This is a genomic window from Weissella koreensis KCTC 3621, from assembly GCF_000277645.1.
Window position 1 is genome coordinate 57,612 of the sequence record NZ_AKGG01000011.1, and the last position, 15,963, is coordinate 73,574.

A 15,963-nucleotide genomic window follows, 5' to 3' on the forward strand; every position below is an offset into this window, starting at 1 on the left:
CTTTTAAAATTCACCTCTAAATATTGATACAAAATCCAAACATCATTATTTAAAGCAGATAAATTGTAACTTTTTACTAGATCAAAAGATTCTTTATGTTGATTATATTAAATAGATCATTATTTTACTAAAAAGCCAACTACACTTAGCAAATAAATACTTTTCTAGTTGATTTTTTCATATCATTAATTATTTAATTCGGGGAACCATAGCTTTATTTCGTGTTGAGCACTTTCTGGAGAATCAGAACCGTGAACAACGTTACGCACTTCATCACCTGGCCAGTCACGTCCAAAATCACCGCGGATCGTTCCAGGAGCAGCTTCAGTGGGATTAGTAAGGCCCATCAAAGTACGCCATCCTTTAATAACGTTATCCCCTTCCACTACAATGGCAACCACAGGGTGCTCCATCATATAATGCATTAATCCAGGGAAAAAGGGCCGATCGGCTAATTCAGCATAATGAGCCCTTAACAAAGCTTCATCAGCTTGTACCATTTTGATATCGATAATATCATAGCCTTTACGCTCAATTCGCCGAATAATTTCACCCACTTTTTTTTGGATGACACCATCTGGTTTAACAATTGCTAATGTACGTTCTGTCATGTTATCGTTCCTCCAACTTTTGAATAAATCTATTATAACGAAAAAAAAATATTTATGAAACCGCTTCCGATAATATAATTCAATTTATTTTCGTTTAATAAATAAATTGAAGGTAATCACATCTATTTATTTCGAATCAATGGGCGCCGGAAATATACTTTCGCTTGCTTTTGATCTAAGCCATGAAGAATAATTGGATCAGCTGCAATGAAACGAGCCTTGATCTCATGAATTTCCTTTTTATCATTTGCCTTTTTATTGTGCTTTTGATTATGTCCATTCTCGGTTTGTGATTGCTGAGTCTTATTTGATTTGGCTTGTACTTTTGACTCATTATGTCTTATTTTATTTTTATTAACTGATTGCTTTGGTTTTGTTAAACGCTTTGAATCATGCTTTGATTCATCGACAATTTTAACATCAACCTTTTTCGATTCTTTCTTTGGAACCTCTTCTTGCACCTTTGGAGAAACGATTTTAGTCGACTTGGCTAAATTATTTTCGCTTAATTTAGGCTTTGCTGGCTTAGATGCTGTTATGGATCCCACCTCAACAAAGACATAGCTAGAAACTTCACGCCACTGCCAACGCCCTTTATATTTTTGAAGTGCTTTGCGCCAACGTACAACGTATGTTAAAGCAGTTTTAGCAGTATGATTTGGTGGTAAAAGGTCACTTTTTTCAATTTCATAGCGCTTTAAAATTTGTAAATCGGTATTATGCGCAATCCATTGTTCGACAAAGTTAATTGAATTAGTTTCAATATCTGCCACATTGCCAAGTTTGATCCAATTTTGCTGATGCTTTTTTTGCATGTTAACACTCCTTTCTTATCGATTTGATTAAGCCTGATAAAGTATTATAAATTGGTGAATTTTAAAGATCATTGATTTCTGATTCCATTTGAGCCATTTCAAAATCTTCAGGGTTTAATTGAACATATTTATTCAATAAGTCGCTTAACATCTCATGATTACCAGCTTCACGGAAGTAATAGATCGCTTCTTTTAAGAAAATAGAATTCTCATTGAAGAAAGGTACAGCTGCTTGCCAATATTGATCCGCCATTTCATAACGTTCCAGTTCCGTATACGATTGGGCTAAATTCCAATATTCTTTAGGATCTAACTCAAACTCATCATCAGCACTAACATATTGATTCAAGAAGTTAATTTGTTCCATATATTGTTCTGTATCAACCAACATTTGTGAATAATTACTAATTAGGTTTTGAGAATCCGGTAAATTCTTTAAGCCCTTTTGATACAATTGTTCAGCCTGGTCATTTTCATTAAGTTGAATAGCCACCCGTGTCGCATTAAGATACCCAGCTTCATTAAATTGATCGACAGCCAGTCCGGCTTCATAAATACCCAAAGCGTCCTTTGGCATTTGTTTTTGTTCATATAATTGTCCCAAAGGAACATAAACTCCAGCATATGAAGGATCTATTTCAATCAATTTTTCAAAAGCCTCAATCCCTTGATCTCTGGTTTCTTCATCATTTGCATATAACATTCCTAATTGGAAACGCACCTCTGGAGTTAAATTAGCATCCTTTATTTGCTCTAGATAACCCAACGCTCTATTTTGATCACCAAGCATAGCATATGCGACTCCAATCCGCGAAACTAAATCAATTCCTGAAATTTGCGTCTCCCCTTGAACAATAAGGTTACGATAAAATGGAATTGCTTCAGAATATCGACCAAGTTCAAATAAAAATTCGGCCAAAGCAAATTGAATTACCAATTCATCAGGAGCTAATTGATAGGCTTCAGTTAACTTATTTTCTGCAGCTTCCAACAAACCTTCTGATTGATATAAATCAGCATAAACTAATAGAGCTTCTAAATAAGCTTCTGAATCAGATTGAATTGGCATTAGATATGCTAAAGCTTCATCACTTTGATCTTCTGAAATTGATATTTCGGCTAATTCAGTTCGTAATACATCTTCATCTGGATACTTGTCGAGCAATTTTTGATAAGCTCGTTTAGCATTAGTTGAGAATCCAAGAGCGTAAAGTTCCTCAGCTAATGAATGAATCGTTTCATCATCATCATGACGAAGAGATAAAGCAAAAGATTTTTTAGCTGCTTCTAGTTGCCCACCATCTAATTCATCCAACATTTTTTCAGCATAACTTTGCATTTTAAAATACCTCGTATAATTTTATAGTGCTGAATTATTAATTCTGTTTTTTATTTTGTCGAGCTTTAACTGCATCAATTAAAGCCTGTTTGGCTTGTTGCTTTTCAGCTAAAGTAACTTGCCCTTTTTTAGAGGCACCTCGTGAAAAATCATTATTTTTAATTGAACCTTTTGTTGACATTTTAAATTCCCTCTTTTTTTATAAATTATTCGAATTTTTTAACATTAACCATGATTACTGCTGAAATGGTAATAACAATAACAATAGCTATCATAATAATGTTTTGTATCATTCCCGTAGGATTTGCTTTGAAGGCAATTCCATATAGACTTGGTCCTAAAGCAGCGATCAAGTATCCACCCGTTTGTGTCATTCCTGACAATTGTGCAGTATCATTTGGACGACTAGTTTTGAGCGCCAAAAGAGTCATTACAGATATGAAAAATCCGCCTATCATTAAACCATAAACCATTGATTCAAATGCCCAGAACCAGAAATTAGCAGTATTTTGGTTGATAATTAACCCCACAGCACTAGTCACACCAAGTAGACCATTTAAAATGATTAACCAAGTAATTCCACGATTGCTCAAAGATACTAAAATTTTAGGGACAATAATTGAAAAAATAATGGTTACAAAAGCATTAAACGACATAATCAATCCAATTTGACCACTTTTAACTTGATGGTAATCCATCAAAGAAGGCATCCAAGCCACAAAGGTATAATTTAATAGTGACTGTCCTCCAAAAGTTAATAAGAAAGCCCAGGCTTGCCAAGTTTTCCATGGGTGCAGCATTTGGACTGGTTGCACATCCAATTCCTCGATAATTTGTTCCTTATTTAGCTTCTTTGAAGTACCTAAGGGTTCTAATTCACGAGTAACATAAATCCAAACTAATAATGCAAGTAAAGTCGCACCAACTAATATTAACATCACACTATTAATTCCACCTAAGTTTAGTAATGGGGCGGTTGTTAAATTACATAGAGCAACGCCAAGCATCATTGATAATGAATAGGTTGTAGTATATAGCGCAATTTTATTTGGAACAAAGGACATAATAACAGCGGGCATCAAAACATTCAGGTGCGCAATTCCAATTCCAATCAAAATAGTGCCCAAAACAATTAGATTGAAATTAGGGCACAAACGGGCTAGACTACCAAGTGTCATCAATCCTGCCGATAACGTGACTGTTCTTTTTAGCCCTAATTTGTTAGCAGTTTTAGATGCAAAATTTGAAAATAGCATAAAAACAACCAACGGAATGGTTGTTAAAACACTAAGCTGTGCCGGATCAACATTCAATCGTTGAGCTAACGGTTTTAAAATCATAGGAATTGCCGAAATGGGGCTACGCATCATTAACCCTAATAAAATTAAGGCAATTAATAATCCCCATTTACCAGCAGAGTTCTTACGATTGTGATTATTTTTTGAGTTCATGCAAGTTTCCTTTAAGTAATATTTTATTTAAAAATATTTGATTGGTTCCGGAAATTACGTTCCAGGATTGGTAATAAGATTAGTGCAATGCCAGCTCCAATTGCAACTTGTAGACAATTTCCGAAAATTTCAGCGAAGGTAATAGTTAAAGCAGCATTTAAAGTTACATGATTCCAAAGCTGTAAAATAATACCACTAATAAAATACCCCCCTACCATAATTAAGCCGCCACCGATGATACTAATTAATTTATTAATTAATCGTGCATTTTTTCGAGTTAAAAGCCCTATCAACCAACCTTCACTACCATGAATGATCATTGAAAAAAGCATCCATTGCGGATAACCGGATATTAAATCAATTAAAAAGCCAGTCAATGCACCAGTAATTCCACCCGCCCGACGACCAAAAAGCCAGGACATCAAGAAAATGCCAACCTCTACCAAACTAATGAAGCCTGTCGGTGTTGGAATTTTCAAGAAAAAATTGGCTACAATATTTAAAGCAATAATAACGGCAACAATAGTCCGTTGATAAATTGGTTTTAAACTATACATCCCGATTTGCTCCTTGCCAAACATTTCCTAAATTTTGATTAATAGCAATACCATTTTCGATTCCATGCTGAACAAATGTTTTAGCTTGTTGTGTGGCAGACAGAACAGTAGCGTTTTGTACTAGCCCACTTAAAATAGCTGCTGAAAAAGTACATCCAGCTCCATTGTTAAAATTATTTTGAATAATCGGATTACTTAGGATTTCAAGCTCGTTGTTTTCCATAATTAAGACATCAACAGCCTCTTGTTTTCCTAATCTCCGACCACCCTTAACAATCACATTTTTAGCACCGGTTTGTTTTAGAATTTGGGCACTTTGTATTAAATCATCCAGTGTTTTAATCGGCTGATTAGTTAACAACTCAGATTCAACTAAATTAGGTGTAATTATAGTTGCCAAAGGAAAAATATTTTCTAAATAAACCTTTTTAATAGCATCTAATTCAGGAGCATGATCTTCTTTAAATACTAGCACCGGATCTACAACCAATGGAATATTTCGATCTAGTTGGTTCAAAAATTGCAGAATAACAATCATTTGTTCCAAATTAGGAATCAAACCTAACTTTATACCTGCTAAGGTAAAATGAGCTTGAACTGAAGCCAGTTGATCCGCTAATAACTTTGCTGATTCTGCATGAATTTCAAAAATTTCAGGTAGGACTGTCACAATACTAGTAATTGCAGTCAGACCGAAAAGATTATATTCATTAAAAGTTGCTAAATCAGCTTGAAGTCCTCCCCCAGATAAACTATCTGATCCTGCGATGGTTAAAACCACAGGCGGTTGTTCTTTAATTTTATTTTGCATCATACCAAGTCTTACCCTCATGCGTTTCAACCTTCAAAGGCACAGTCAACTTTACAGCTGAGTCCATAACTTCAGGTACTAATTTATGCATTAACGTTAATTCGTCTTCAGGTACCTCAAAAATCAATTCATCATGTACTTGAAGTAGCATTTTGGACTTAAGTTGCTTTTGTTCCATTACAGATTGCATTTTAATCATAGCAATTTTGATAATATCAGCCGCTGACCCTTGAACCGGAGTATTCATTGCTGTTCGTTCAGCAAAACTACGTGCATTAAAGCTTTTTGCCTTGATATCTGGTAAATAGCGTCGCCGATGTGCAATCGTCTCAACGTAGCCCTTTTCACGAGCATCTAAAATAATCTCCTCGGTCCACTTTTTAACTCCACTATATTCATTTAAGTAAGTATCAATTATACTTTTAGCAGTTTTACGATCCGTACCAATATTTTTAGCCAAGCCAAACTCAGAAATACCATAAACAATTCCAAAATTAACGGCCTTTGCTTGGCGTCTTAAATTACTATCCACGACTGCATCTTCAGCAAGACCAAAAATACGACGCGCAGTTGCTGCGTGAATGTCTTCATCATTAATGAAGGCTTGCCGCATTTTTTCATCATTTGTAATATGTGCTAATACTCGTAATTCAATTTGTGAATAATCAGCGCTTAATAACGACCACCCAGCTTGTTGTGGTTCAAAAGCTTTTCTAATTTGTCGGCCTTCCTCGACACGTACAGGAATATTTTGCAAATTAGGATCAATAGATGATAAACGACCCGTTTGTGTCAAAGTCTGTAAGTATCGGGTATGTACTTTTGAATCGCTACCATGAATAACTCGTAGTAATCCATCAACATATGTCGATAAGATCTTAGCTAATTGCCGATATTGTAAAATTGATGCAACTAATGGAACGTCTGTCATTTGTTCCAAAACTTCTACTGATGTTGAATAACCAGTTTTAGTTTTCTTCAAAGGTTTTAGACCCATTTCTTCAAATAAAATCACCCCCAGTTGTTTAGGGGATTGAATATTAAATTCGTGGCCCGCTTGTTGATGAATCGTTTGTTCTAATTCTGATAGACGCTCGGTTAATTTTGACTGCATGCCCAATAAACGTTCAGCATTAACCGTAATCCCATTAATTTCCATATGTGCCAAAACAAACGTTAAAGGCAATTCAATTTCAGTATATAAATCAGTCTGTTCATGCTCATCTAATTTTTGCATGAGTGGCTGTTTTAAGGCGCCAATTGCTTGTGCTTTACGACCCAAATGTTCAAAAAAATCAGTATCATTATCTATGATCGCAAATTTGGCTCCTTTTCCATAAACTTCATCATCTGTTTGAACATCGAAATAATTATGCTCATGTGCAATGGTACCTAAATCATTACTATTGTCATTGACATTCAATAAATATGAAACCAGTAGCAAATCAAAATCAACTCCAGTTAAATCAACGTTATAGCGGTGCAAGGCCACAAATGTTTCTTTTGAATTAAAAACATTTTTCTTGATTTTATTATTTTCCAAGATTCTTTTCACAGGTGTATCTTGTGATAATAACTCTAAGTCACGACTAGCTAAATACCCTTGTTGTTGATTCCCGATAACAAAACCAACAATAGCTGCGCGATGATAATTTTCTCCATCTAACTCTACATAAAAGTCAACATCATCTTGTAAAGCTTCTACGTGAGCTAAATTATTAGCTGTTAAAGGAGCAACATTAAGTTTTACAGTAGGGTTACTTTCATTTTGAGTTCCAGTAATTGTGTATCCTTGATTAGCTAATTTTACTAGTTGTTGTTTAAAATCCAAATGCTGATAAAACGGAATTAAATCCTGATATTGAATTCCTCGATATGCTAGATCATCTAAATCCAAAGTCACTGGTGCATCAAGACGAATACGAGCTAAATCCCGTGATAAGAAAGCATCATCCTTATATTGAATCAAATTTTCTTTGCGTTTAGACTTCTTCATCATATCAATTTGTTCATATAATTCAGGAATATCATGATATTCCTGAATTAACTTAATGGCCGTTTTTTCACCAATCCCTGGAACACCAGGATAATTATCAGATGGATCACCTTGTAACCCCTTTACTTCAATCACTTGTTTTGGGGTCAAACCGCCATAAACATCAGCTACTTCAGCGGGAGTATATTTATCAATTTCAGAGATACCCTTTTTAGTGATCCAAACTGTGATATCGTCATCCACTAATTGACGCATGTCTCGATCACCAGTCACAATCGTAACTGCATATCCAGATTCTACGCCTGCGTGAGCCATTGTTCCAATAATATCGTCTGCTTCATAATCAGCTAATTCATAATTTGTAATTCCATGTAAACGAACCATTTCACGCAGCGGTTCAAATTGCTCCACTAATTCTTGGGGCGTTTTATCCCGATTTCCTTTGTAATTATCGTAGGCATTCGTACGGAAAGTTGTTTTCCCAGCGTCCCAAGCGACTAAGGCTTTATCCGGTTCAAATGGATCTACAATTCCATCAAGAAGGTTGTTAAAACCAACTAACGCATTAGTATGTAAGCCATCATGATTAACAAATCTGTCCACCTGATTAATGAGTGCATAAAATGCACGAAATGCTAATGAGTTCCCATCAATTAATAATAGTTTTGGTTTCCCCATGAGTACCCCTTTCAATTTCAAAAGTTAATCAATAATAATCAACTTATTTTGAGTGTGTTGTAATCTTAATTGTAACAAAATTTATAAGCCTAAAACAATTTATTGTTAAAGCTAATTTAATCAACCGAATTTAACCTAAATATATTAAAAATAAGGAGATCAAATTTATATATAAATTATTTAGATAAAAAAAGCAGGAAACATAATCACCCTGCTCTCACTTATTATTCTAATATTAAATATTTTCACGTCTAAAGAGACCAATAAGACTCATTATTCCAGCTTTAGTCAAATTACCTTCGTTGTACTGCAAAACATTTTTCTTATATACTTTTAGCCCAAAGCGACTAAGGAAAATAATCATTAAAATTTGTAAGATAATTGCAATCCACAATTCATATGGTTGCGTCAACTGCAATCCTAGTCTAGCGGGCATTAGAGTTTGCGAAGTGAATGGTACAAACGACAAAATTTTAACAATAACGTTATCTGGTGAGTTTGAGACCATAAAAGTCAAGACATATCCAAGCATTGCAAGATATGTAATAGGTGAAACCGCCTGCTGAACTTGGCTTTGATCATTAACTAATGCTGCGATAATTGCCGTCAGAATCAAGTACATGACAATCCCAAAAAAGACCATAATAATGGTAATTATTGCAAAACTAAAATCAACTCCATTCAAGACACTCATAATCATTTTAAAGGTGGCGTTATCATGAGATATAAATTGATAACTGATCAAACCAACAATAATATAAATTAATAAGTGCACTAAGGCCAGCCCAATGATACCAGCTAGTTTACCAAAAAATTGAACTGCTGGACTAGTAGCTGCCAACAGAATTTCCATAATACGTGAAGATTTTTCATTCGCAATCTCATTGGCAATCATTCCAACATAGGCTGTCAAGAATACAAAAATAAAGATTCCCAGTCCAACCGTTAAAATATAATTAGCTGTTTTGGTTGTTTCACCGCCAACACTAGTTCCCTTAGAACTTACCTGCTGCGTTTTCATCTTAGGCGCTGTAGTTAACTTCTGCAATTGATCATTAGTTAAATTCATCGTCTTAGCTTGCCGTTGCATCGAATACTGATTTAAAACTTGTTTAATTTCATTTTCATCAATTGGATTCCCTTGAGTTGTATTTTTCAATTCATATCCAGTATTATTTTGTTTTAAATAGCTGTCAATCTTTTTATGTTTTAATAGTTGATCGGCCTTCTTATCATCTGACACTATCTTATATTCAGCCTTAATGCTTTTATCTGCTTTTAAGGTTTGAACCAAGCTTTGATCCACATTTAATCCGACAACAGAATCGTTATGATTTGACATTGCTGTAAACACAAAGGCAAATACAGCTACCACTAATGCAATTAAAAGTGGTGATAGAACCAATGACCAATACCCAAGGGTTTTAATTCTAATTTTAAAAGTTTGTTTAGTAACCAACCATAGTTGTCTTTGAAACATCATCATTGTTTCCCTTCTGTTGCTTCACGTCGGAAAATATCATCCAAAGTTGGAGCCTGTTGTGCAAAGGCTGATACATATCCATCAGCACTGACTAATTTGAAAATAGCGTGTCCCGCAAGTGGATCAGATAAATGAATTTGTCGCCCTATCCCTCGCCGTTCAATTGACTTAACCCCATCAATTGATTTTAATTGATCATCTAGTACATCTGATTCAATATATATTTCAGTCCGGCCAAAGGATTCGCGAATATTAGCCACACTCCCTTGTAACACAGTCCTACCAGCGCGTAACATCGTTAATTCATCCGATAATTGTTCAACACCGCTCATATTATGGGAACTAAATATAATCGTTGCTCCACGTTGTTTAAGTTGCTTAATTTCCTGCATAACAATTTCAGTATTAACTGGATCCATTCCGGTGAATGGTTCATCTAAAATCACAAATTCTGGATTAAAAATTAGAGTAGAAATCAACTGAATCTTTTGTGCGTTTCCCTTTGAAAGTTTTTGAACTTTATCATGTATTGTTCCCACTACTTCAAGACGTTTCATCCAATCTTGAAGTTCTAAACGTGCCTCACTACGTTTCATACCATGTAGTTCTGCAAAATATAAAACTTGTTCTTCGATGGTCAATTTTTGATAGAGTCCTCGTTCTTCAGGAAGGAAACCTATTCTAGTCCGCATTAGGTCATCAATAGGATTTCCATCCCAATTGATGGAACCAGTCGTCGGCTCAATAAAATTTAATAGCATGCGAAAAGTGGTCGTTTTACCCGCTCCATTCTGTCCAATGAGTCCCATAATATGACCTGGTTTAACAATTAAATTAATATTATTAACAGCTATTTTATCTCCAAATTTCTTTGAAACATTTTTTAATTCAATCATAAATTTCCTCGATCTCGTTAAGACTAATTATTTATTGTAGCGGCGCCGAATGACTTTAGTATACGCTCGAATAATTAACCAAGCTTTAGTAATTAATGGACTACGTAATAAAACAATTCCAATTAAATAAACTACAAATCCTAAAATCAATTGGAAAACCGTCGTGCTAGGATATGCTGGCCAATTATAAGTCGAAACAATAATCACGAGATACATCAAAAGTCCAGTCACTAAATATTTTGATGTAATTGCTACGATGCGGCCAAAAGCAATGACTTCTCTTGCATAAAATAATTGAATCAAAAAAATTAAAAATTCAGAAATTAGCAAAGCATAGATGGCGCCAAATAATCCATATTTAGGAATAAATAGTAACCCTAACAAAACGTTTAATAACCACCCAAGAACTAGAGTCGCGTGAACGATGTTATTTTTACCAGCTAATCGTAAAAATTGTCCACCTAAAATTGTATTCCAACCCAATAAGAGAATTAATGGCGATAAAACGGTCATCAAAAGTCCAACATCTTTAAACGTTCCACCTAAAAACCAAGTAGTAAAGGTTACCGCTGTGGCAGCAGTACCAAACATAACCGGTACTGCAAAAGCAGTGACATACTCTACCGCATTATCAATATGTTCAATCAATTTATTGTAATTATTTTCGCGATATATTTGATAAAAACGTGGCATTGTACTTAATCCGACAGTAACTACAACTACAATAGAAACTTGATTTAATTGTAATGCAGCTTGATAATATCCGATCCAATCCAGCGTGTATGGTTTTAACAAGGTTACTAACAATTGCCCAGTTAACGAAAATAATTCAACCCCTAAAATAGTAGTAACTGAGGTTAATCCGGTTTTTAAAAATCTCCATGACCCTAATGAAATTTCATTAAATAATTCACGTGGCAAACTAAACCACATTAATCCATTTCCAACAATACGGATCACTCCCATTAAGAACAAATAACGATAAGCATCATTAGATGTCTTAACAGTAATTAAAATCAACATCAAGAATACAATTTTCATTGATGCTGCCTGTAATAGTGGTCGTGTTTTTTGACGAGTTCCAAGGTAGTACCAAGATAAATCTAAAAAGCTTCCTATCATTAATAAATAACTCAGCTTAAGTGTTGATTGATTCTGAAGATAACTAATATTCCAACCTGATGCCCAATTAATTAGAAATGATAGTGCAAGTCCACCCAGAATCAACATCATCAATCGCATAAACAATACATTCCAAAATATTTTAGGAACTTTTTGATCTTCATAGAGAGCATTATTCAAACTAAGTTGAGCTAATAAATTCATTGATCCTAAAAAAATTAAAACAAAAATATCAGTTAGACCTATGGTAAAAGCAACTACCCCATAACTTTGGACACCTAAAACGTGTAACAAGTAGGATAAAGGAATGAGGGGAATAATAACATTGATAAGTTCATAACTCACCTGATTTAAATATATTCTAAGTCCACGCATTTTAAATAATTATTACTCCTTAATTTTTAAAGCATTTATACATAAGTTTATATCTAATTAATGAGGCCTCTTGATAATTAATCAGAGGTAACAATTAGACTAATACTTAACATTATACAGCAAATTTAATATATCTTGATTGTAATATTCTGCCAATATACAATGTTTACAATTTAAAAATTTGTCACCTAATAAATGATTAAATTATGCCTTAGTATTAAGTATTTATTATCCATTAAAAGATCCTGAGACCACAACTTTACCACGAGTATGTCCTTGCTCGACTAATTGGGTTGCTTGCTTAATATTATGAGCATTGATTCCCGTTGAAATTTCATGCGTAAGTGTCGATACTAATAATTCAGTTTCAGCCAAATGTGCAATTTTTTCTAAAATTTTACCTTGTGAAGATAAATTGAAATTATAATCACTTTTAGTAAACATATACTCCCAATCAAAGCTAGCTGACATATCTTTAAAAGCGGTCAATGGTAAATCTTGATTAACCCCTACAATAGTTCCCAAATGACCAAAAGGTTCAATTAGGTTCTTCAATTGATCAAGATATGGAATTACATTATATAAAGCAGCGATAAATCCAACCCGATTGATCTTATACGAATCTAATGCAGGTTGCAATTCTTGATGATAATCTAAGGGATAAGTGACCCCATGCTCTTTTAACCAATAGAAATTTTCAGGACTACTGGTTGCTAATACTTCTAATCCACTCCAATTAGCTAATTGACTCATAATAGAACCTACCCCACCAGCACCATTAATAATTAATAAGCGTTGCGATTGATTAGCATTTGCTTGTGGAATTAAACCGAACTTTTCAAATAATAATTCATAGGCTGTTAATGCTGTTAGCGGCAACGCTGCTGCCTGAGCATCTGATAAATTACGCGGCGCCCGAGCAATCAATCGAGAATCGACAGCCTGAAATTCTGCATAACTTCCATTACGTTTAGTTGATCCTGCATAATAAACGCGATCATTGACCACGAAATTAGTAACTTGTGAACCGACGGCCGTAACAATTCCAACGGCATCATAACCCAAAATTTTTGGTGTTGTTTGTTCTGGTGTTGTCTGACGCAACTTAACATCAATTGGATTGATCGAAACCGCCTTGATTTGCACCAAAACATCATTTGGTAATACCTGGGGCATCCCCAATTCAACATCCAAAAAGCTATCACTTGCTTCTAATGACTTACCCTTATAAAAACCTATTGCTTTCATAATGTTTAAATCTCCTGTATTTTCGAGTTCTTTGCCAAATTAACTTAGCTAAAAATATTACTTCAAAATCATAAGTTTATGTTTCTATCTATATTAATATCATTATATGTTATTTGACTAATTTTTTTCATTATTATTCGCTTAAGCCATTAATTATTATTTATCAAAAACAAATTTCAGTTTACCATCAACCAATTCTAAAATTGCACTAAAAGATTTACCTGCCTTACTTTTAAACCCGCTAATCTCTTTAGTATGACCTTTCTTGATTAAATCTTTGATTGCCGTTTTTGGTAGAATTTTACCTGCCCATTTGCTTGGTAAGGAAAAATTACATGCTTCTTTTGAGTTGTAATTACTACATCCATAAAATTTACCTCGATCAATCATATGGCCTGCCTTACAAACTGGACAAATCCCCATATGCTCTTTATATTGATCAGCATTAGTATCTTTTTGACTATTTATCTGATCAGTTAATTTTTGATTAGTTTCAATTTGATCTGGAACTTCATTGATTAATTTCAAAATAAATTTTTCGATTTGTTTTAAAAACGATGCTTGAGTTCGATTATTTTGACCAATTTCATGTAAGGCCATCTCCCATTGTGCTGTTAATTCAGGCGAATTTAATAGCGGTTGTAACTCAACTGCTTGACATAAAATAATACCCGACATTGTTACAGCTAAACTATTATCTTTAAGTTCAATATAGCTCTTTGCTTTCAATCGTTCGATGATACCCGCCCGAGTCGCTTCAGTTCCAATTCCTTCAGTTTCTTTAAGAATCTCTTTTTGAGCATCTGCTAAGTCTCTTCCAGCATTTTTCATTGCAGTAATTAAGGTTCCCTCAGTATAAGCCGATGGTGCAACTGTCACCTTATGTTCATCTAATAAATCAAAATCGACCTTCTGACCGATATCAACTCGAGGCAAGCTAACCTCCCCATTAGCACTAGATTTTTTACTGTTTGTCTTAAATAATAATTTCCAACCAGGGGTAGTTATTACTCGTCCCATTGCCTTAAACTGTGCCTGACCTGACTTAACAATAATAACCTGTTCATCATAATTCAAATCATCCAAAAACATTGCAATCGTTGTTCTCAATACTAATTCATAAATTGATTTTTCTAAACTAGTTAATTTCATAAATTGATTTTTTGTAGGAATCGTTCGTGTTGGAATAATAGCATGATGTTCTTGAACTTTCTTACTATTTACGTAACGTTTTCTAGGTTCTTTATGAGCAATATTAGCTGTGACATTCGCAAATTCACAATACTGATTAATATTATCCAATAAATATGAAAATTCTTCGTCAGAAATAAATTGCGTATCCGTTCTAGGATAAGTTAAAAATTTCTTTTCATATAACGATTGAACTGCATCCAAAGTATTTTGTGCTGATGCTTTAAAGGCCTTATTAGCCCTAGACTGTAAAGTTGACAATGAAAATAATTTTGGACTAGGTTGCTTCTTTTTATCCTTAATAATGTTATTAATAATTCCAAAGTTATTATTATTTTCTTTTGATTGGCTCTTGTTAACTAAAACTAATTCGTTATCTGATAGGAAAACTTTAACCTTATCTTGATTATCAAACCTGATGAATGGGTCTAATTTAGCCTCAAATTCGCTTTTCCCCGTTTTTACATGTGCCAGCAATTCAATGTATGGTTTTGGTTTAAAATTATCAATCTCCACTTGCCGTTTATAAATCATATAAAGAGTTGGAGTTTGGACACGTCCGATTGAAAACACACCCCTAATTCCTTGTTTTCGTAACGATAAAGAATATAAAGGGCTTGCGTTCATTCCAACTAGCCAATCACTAAATTCTCTTGTTTGTGCTTCAATATATGCCGAATAATGCTGTTTAGCCTCATGCAAATTGGTTAGGCCATCACGAATAGCAGATGATTCTAGTGAATTAATCCATAATCGTTTCATAATTTTTTCCTGAGGATTAATACCAGATTGATTAATAATCGACCAAGCAATATTTTCGCCTTCACGATCAGCATCGGTTGCAATAATAATTTGATCAGCCTCAGAAAGTAAATTTTTGACTATTTTAAATTGCTCTGCCTTCCCTTTACCCGTTTTAAATTTAAATTGATCAGGAATAATTGGTAAATTATTAATACTCCAATTTTTATACTTTTCATCATATTGTTCTGGCAAATAAAGTTCTACCAAATGTCCAAAACCATAAGTTATATAAGTTTCACCATCAAAATATTCATTTGAAACTTCAATATAACCTTCTCGCTTCTTGCTACTTTTAAATGCCTTAGAATATGCAACGGCCTGCGTTGGCTTCTCGGCTAATATAATGGTTCTCATTACACCTTTTTCCCTTCATCACTTAAATATATAGGCTCATACGTTGTAAATATAAATTTCATGTTCAAGCTTATATTTTAATAATTTTTATAAATAAAAAAGCAGCAGATAGTTAAGACAACTTTCGCCTCTTCCATCTGCCTGTTAGCTCAGTAAATTTATATAATAAACGGCCAACCCATAGTTAAATTAGTGATATCGCATATAATTTAACCAACCATTTCAACTTGTC

13 protein-coding genes are annotated in these 15,963 nt (G+C 34.0%); all 13 read right to left on the reverse strand.

Features of this window, described 5'->3' with window-relative positions:
* Positions 1-185: 185 nt before the first annotated feature.
* The 13 genes from ndk to JC2156_RS03515 all read right to left on the reverse strand — a co-directional run bounded on the left by ndk (position 186) and on the right by JC2156_RS03515 (position 15,731).
* Positions 186-611, reverse strand: coding sequence for a nucleoside-diphosphate kinase (gene ndk, locus JC2156_RS03460; protein WP_006845452.1), 426 nt, complete (start codon positions 609-611; stop codon positions 186-188).
* 122 nt (positions 612-733) lie between these two features.
* Positions 734-1,426: a hypothetical protein gene (locus tag JC2156_RS03465; RefSeq protein ID WP_006845453.1), complete on the reverse strand. Its 693-nt coding sequence runs from the start codon at positions 1,424-1,426 to the stop codon at positions 734-736.
* A gap of 61 nt (positions 1,427-1,487) precedes the next feature.
* Positions 1,488-2,765, reverse strand: a complete 1,278-nt coding sequence (locus JC2156_RS03470) for a tetratricopeptide repeat protein (protein ID WP_006845454.1) — start codon at positions 2,763-2,765, stop codon at positions 1,488-1,490.
* Positions 2,766-2,802: 37 nt separating this feature from the next.
* Positions 2,803-2,946 (reverse strand): hypothetical protein, encoded by a 144-nt coding sequence (locus tag JC2156_RS08985; protein ID WP_006845455.1) that lies wholly within the window; start codon positions 2,944-2,946, stop codon positions 2,803-2,805.
* Positions 2,947-2,971: 25 nt separating this feature from the next.
* A complete protein-coding gene (locus JC2156_RS03475; RefSeq protein WP_006845456.1) occupies positions 2,972-4,216 on the reverse strand; it encodes an MFS transporter in 1,245 nt (414 codons plus the stop codon).
* Between the two features lie 23 nt (positions 4,217-4,239).
* The gene (locus tag JC2156_RS03480; protein ID WP_006845457.1) at positions 4,240-4,773 is read right to left on the reverse strand and encodes an ECF transporter S component; all 534 of its coding nucleotides are present in this window, start codon (positions 4,771-4,773) and stop codon (positions 4,240-4,242) included.
* Positions 4,766-5,587, reverse strand: coding sequence for a bifunctional hydroxymethylpyrimidine kinase/phosphomethylpyrimidine kinase (locus tag JC2156_RS03485; protein WP_006845458.1), 822 nt, complete (start codon positions 5,585-5,587; stop codon positions 4,766-4,768). The genes JC2156_RS03480 and JC2156_RS03485 overlap by 8 nt, the downstream gene beginning before the upstream one ends.
* Positions 5,574-8,258 carry a DNA polymerase I gene (gene polA, locus JC2156_RS03490; RefSeq protein WP_006845459.1) on the reverse strand — a complete coding sequence of 895 codons (2,685 nt, stop codon included), beginning with the start codon at positions 8,256-8,258 and terminating at the stop codon, positions 5,574-5,576. The genes JC2156_RS03485 and polA overlap by 14 nt, the downstream gene beginning before the upstream one ends.
* A 235-nt stretch (positions 8,259-8,493) precedes the next feature.
* On the reverse strand, positions 8,494-9,744 hold the full coding sequence (locus tag JC2156_RS03495; protein WP_006845460.1) for an ABC transporter permease: 1,251 nt from the start codon (positions 9,742-9,744) through the stop codon (positions 8,494-8,496).
* Positions 9,741-10,637 (reverse strand): ABC transporter ATP-binding protein, encoded by an 897-nt coding sequence (locus JC2156_RS03500; RefSeq protein WP_006845461.1) that lies wholly within the window; start codon positions 10,635-10,637, stop codon positions 9,741-9,743. The genes JC2156_RS03495 and JC2156_RS03500 overlap by 4 nt, the downstream gene beginning before the upstream one ends.
* A gap of 27 nt (positions 10,638-10,664) precedes the next feature.
* Entirely contained in the window at positions 10,665-12,134 is a 1,470-nt protein-coding gene (locus JC2156_RS03505; RefSeq protein ID WP_006845462.1) for an MATE family efflux transporter, read from the reverse strand.
* A 228-nt stretch (positions 12,135-12,362) separates the two neighbouring features.
* Positions 12,363-13,382, reverse strand: coding sequence for a zinc-binding alcohol dehydrogenase family protein (locus JC2156_RS03510; RefSeq protein WP_006845463.1), 1,020 nt, complete (start codon positions 13,380-13,382; stop codon positions 12,363-12,365).
* Between the two features lie 156 nt (positions 13,383-13,538).
* On the reverse strand, positions 13,539-15,731 hold the full coding sequence (locus JC2156_RS03515) for a type IA DNA topoisomerase (protein ID WP_006845464.1): 2,193 nt from the start codon (positions 15,729-15,731) through the stop codon (positions 13,539-13,541).
* Positions 15,732-15,963 lie beyond the last annotated feature (232 nt).